Consider the following 3749-nt stretch of genomic DNA (forward strand, 5'->3'; position numbering starts at 1 on the left):
CGGCGCACTGGACGCCCGGGCACTGCGCACGGCCAACCGCCTGGTCGGAAACCCCGACACCGCGGCGGGGCTGGAGTTGCTGCTGGGCGGCGCTGTGCTGCGGTTCGACGCCGACACGGTGGTGGCGGTGGCCGGGGCCTCCGGCAAACTCTCGGTGACGGGCCCGGGAAACGCGGCGGCTAAGCCTGCCTACGCGGACCGGCCGCGGAAGGACCAACCGGATCTTTACCGGCCCATCCGCGTCCGTGCCGGCCAGAGGCTGGAGATCGCCCCCGCCGCGTCCGGGCTCAGGTATTACCTGGCCGTGGCCGGCGGCATCGTGGCCGAGACCCTGATGGGATCGGCGGCCACGGATCTGCTCTCCGGCATGGGACCGGCTCCGCTGCGGGACGGGGACGTCGTGGAGACCGGGGTTGTTCCACCGGGCGGACGGACCGGCTCGAACCCCGCCGCCGCGCTCGCCGACGGGGGCCGAGGACACGCCCTGCACCAAGGGCCCGCCGTTCATTCCCGCTGGACGCCGGTGCCGGTGCCGCTGTCGCCCGACGCCACCGTGACCGTGCGGCTCCGCCCCGGGCCGCGGCTGGACTGGTTCACCGCCGACACCCGCCAGCGCCTGGTGCTGGGCCGGTGGACGGTCAGCGCCGAGAGCAACCGGATCGGACTGCGCCTGCTGGGCCGGCCGCTGCAGCGTGCGGTCGACCGGGAACTGCCCAGCGAAGGCATGGTTACCGGCGCGGTGCAGGTGCCGCCGTCGGGCTTGCCCACCGTATTCCTGGCCGACCATCCGGTGACCGGCGGCTATCCGGTGCCGGCCGTGGTGGAAGCGGCCGACCTCCCGGCGCTGGCCCAGGCCCGGCCCGGCCAACGTCTCCGCTTTCTCTGGGCGGGCTAGGAGCGCGGCTAACCGAAGGCGGCGGTGGCCACCGTAAAGATCGCAAGCCCGGCCAGGGAGCCGACCACGGTGCCGTTGATCCGGATGAACTGCAGGTCCCGGCCCACCTGGAGTTCGATCTTCCGCGACGTCTCCTGGGCATCCCAGCGCTCCACCGTCTCGGTGATGACGGCGGCAATTTGCGAACGATAGGTGCGGACCAGGTACCCGGCCGCCTCCTCGATCCAGCCGTCGATCTTGGCCGCCAGTTCCGCGTCGGTGGCCAGCCGGTGGCCGAAGTCTCCGACCGCCCGCTTGAACGTCAGGCTCAACCCGCTCTGGGGGTCCTCCACCGCCTCCAGCAGGGCGGTCTTCAGCGTCTCCCAGGTGCGGGCCGCCAGTGAACGCACTTCGGGGTCGCCGAAGGCGTTGTGCTTGATCGCTTCCACCCGTGCCATCATCTCGGGATCGTGCTGCAGGTCCTGTGCCAAGGAGTTCAGGTACCCGTCCAACTGCTGGCGCATCGGATGATCCGGATCGGCCTGCACCGCGATGAGGAACTTGTACAGCTCCAGATGGACCTTGTCACCGACCAGCGAATCCAGGAACGGCGGGACCCAGGTCGGGGAGCGGTCCGACACCAGCCGCGCCACCGTGTCCTGGTTGTCCAGGACCCAGTCGGCGGCGCGGCCCAGCAGCAGATCCACCAGCTTCAGGTGGTGGCCGTCGCGCAGCACGTGCTCGGCCAGCCGGCCCAGCGGCGGTCCCCACTGCGGGTCGATCAAATGCCGGCGGGCCAGTGACTCAATCAGTTCCTGCACGTCCTCGTCATTGAGGACCGTCAAGGCTCCGCGGATGGCCGTGGCGCCCTCGCGGGCAATCCGCTCGGTGTTTTCCGGCCGTTCCAGCCAGAGGCCGGCCTTGGCAGTGATCCCAAGGGACCCGATCTTGGCCTTGACCACGTCCTCGGCCAGGAAATTCTCTTCCACGAACTGGCCCAGGCTCGCGCCGATCTGGTCCTTGCGGCGCGGGATGATCGCGGTGTGCGGGATCTTCAGCCCCATCGGGTGTTTGAACAGTGCGGTCACGGCGAACCAGTCCGCGAGTGCACCCACCATTCCGCCCTCGGCCGCCGCCCTGACATAGCTCAGCCACGGGTAGCGGTCCTGCAGCGCGAAGGACACCACGAAGACCACCGCCAGAACCAGCAGCAACCCGGTGGCGAGCAGTTTCATCCGCCGCAGGCCCGCGGCACGGACGCTGTCCGGCAGCACGGCAAGCTGGCCCGTTCCGCCACCCGGGAGGCTTCCGGGGATGGTGTGCCCCGCGTGTCCGGCCGCCGTCCGCCCTTCCGCCGTGTCAGGTGCGACGCCGCCGCCCGTCTGAGTGCCCATGTTGCCTCCGAAACCGAATCGCCGAACGATCATCGTTCGTTCACCCACCAGTCAACCCTACGGCGGGTCCCGATGTCCGGTCATCGCGTACGGTGAATTCATGCACCAGAGGATCTACGCCCACCGTGGTTCCAGTGAGCAGTATGCGGAGAATACGCGGGCCGCTTACCTGCAGGCGATCGCCGACGGCGCCGATGGGATCGAGTGCGACCTCCACCTGACCAAAGACCGCCGGCTGGTCTGTTTCCACGACTTCACGCTGGACCGCACCTCCACCGGCACCGGCAACGTGTCCGATCACACGCTGGACGAACTGCTGCAACTGGACGTCAGTTCGTGGAAGGGCACGCCGATTCCGGCCGAGTACGGCGGCACCGCCGACCAACTGGTGACGCTGGACGACCTGGTGGATCTCATGCGCGGCTCCGGTCGGCCGCTGGGCCTGGCCGTTGAGCTCAAGCACCCCAGCCCGTACGGGCAGGAGCTGGAAGACGAGCTGCTCAAGTACCTGATGGCGGAGGGCTGGGATCCGGAGACCTCCCGGCTGGACAACATCCAGCTGTCCTTCATGAGCTTCCACCCGGACGCCGTGAAGTACTTGGCCGACCACATCCCGGGCCAGTATCTCTGCCAACTTTTGGATGACATCGACGCCGAAGAACTCAAAGCCAGCCTGATGATGGGCGAGCTGACCGTCGGCGCTGTTGCGGTACTGCTGCGACGGGCGCTGTCTGAAGGCGAAGGCCTGATCGAATCGCACCGCGTAGGCTGGGCCGGACCCGGCATCGATTACGTGCGCTCGCATCTGCCGCTCGTCCGGCGCTGGCTCGACGCCGGCACGCAGTTCCGCGTCTGGACGGTGGACGATCCGCAGGACGTGGAGCTGTGCCGCGAGTTGGGTTTCGGTGAAATCACCACCAACCGGCCGGCCCCGGTGCGCCGGCAACTGCAGGCTGCACCGGCCTAAACAGCCGCTGCCGTAACCGGGTCCCTTGTGATTGAGTGGAGAGATGGCATCTCCCATTGAGGACTACGCACTCATATCGGATCTGCATACGGGGGCCCTGGTGTCCCGGTCCGGGAGCATGGACTGGCTCTGCCTTCCCCGCTTCGACTCTCCCAGCGTCTTTAGTGCGCTTCTCGGCTACCCCGGGCACGGCCGCTGGCTGCTGGCGCCGGACGGCGCGCATCCGCGGAGCGGGGAGCCGATGGGGACGGGTGTGCACGGTGGACTGAGCAGCGACCCGTTGGAAGTCCAGCGCAGCCAGCCGCCGGTCACTACGCGGGAACAAAATGAAGCAGTCTCGGCGGCCGAGAGCCCCGGGCGGTCCGCAACGGACGAGGCGAAAAAGACTGCCGGGGCGGGGTTCGGGGCCGAGGAATCCGGACAGCTTGGCGACGCGGCCGGCATGGAGCCGTTCGAAATCTACCGGGATGAGCTGGTCACCGTGACAGCCACCCTCGTGGAGCATCCGCCCGTG

General features: G+C 68.7%; 4 protein-coding genes. 3 read left to right on the plus strand and 1 reads right to left on the minus strand.

The annotated features are described in order from the left end of the window. On the plus strand, nucleotides 1-895 hold an 895-nt coding region (locus AC5RV2_RS15795; RefSeq protein ID WP_494093120.1), incomplete at its 5' end, for a 5-oxoprolinase subunit C family protein. Between the two features lie 8 nt (nucleotides 896-903). On the opposite strand, the gene AC5RV2_RS15800 is transcribed toward AC5RV2_RS15795, so the two are convergent. Continuing rightward, nucleotides 904-2268: a DUF445 domain-containing protein gene (locus AC5RV2_RS15800; protein WP_494093121.1), complete on the minus strand. Its 1365-nt coding sequence runs from the start codon at nucleotides 2266-2268 to the stop codon at nucleotides 904-906. 100 nt (nucleotides 2269-2368) lie between these two features. Between AC5RV2_RS15800 and AC5RV2_RS15805 the strand changes: the two genes are divergently transcribed. Together AC5RV2_RS15805 and AC5RV2_RS15810 are read left to right on the plus strand one after the other, a co-directional pair. Then, nucleotides 2369-3235, plus strand: coding sequence for a glycerophosphodiester phosphodiesterase family protein (locus tag AC5RV2_RS15805; protein ID WP_494093122.1), 867 nt, complete (start codon nucleotides 2369-2371; stop codon nucleotides 3233-3235). A 43-nt stretch (nucleotides 3236-3278) separates the two neighbouring features. Further along, nucleotides 3279-3749 (plus strand): trehalase-like domain-containing protein (locus AC5RV2_RS15810; RefSeq protein ID WP_494093123.1); only part of this gene is annotated, 471 nt, incomplete at its 3' end.

This window comes from Arthrobacter sp. Y3225116 (genome assembly GCF_059091245.1).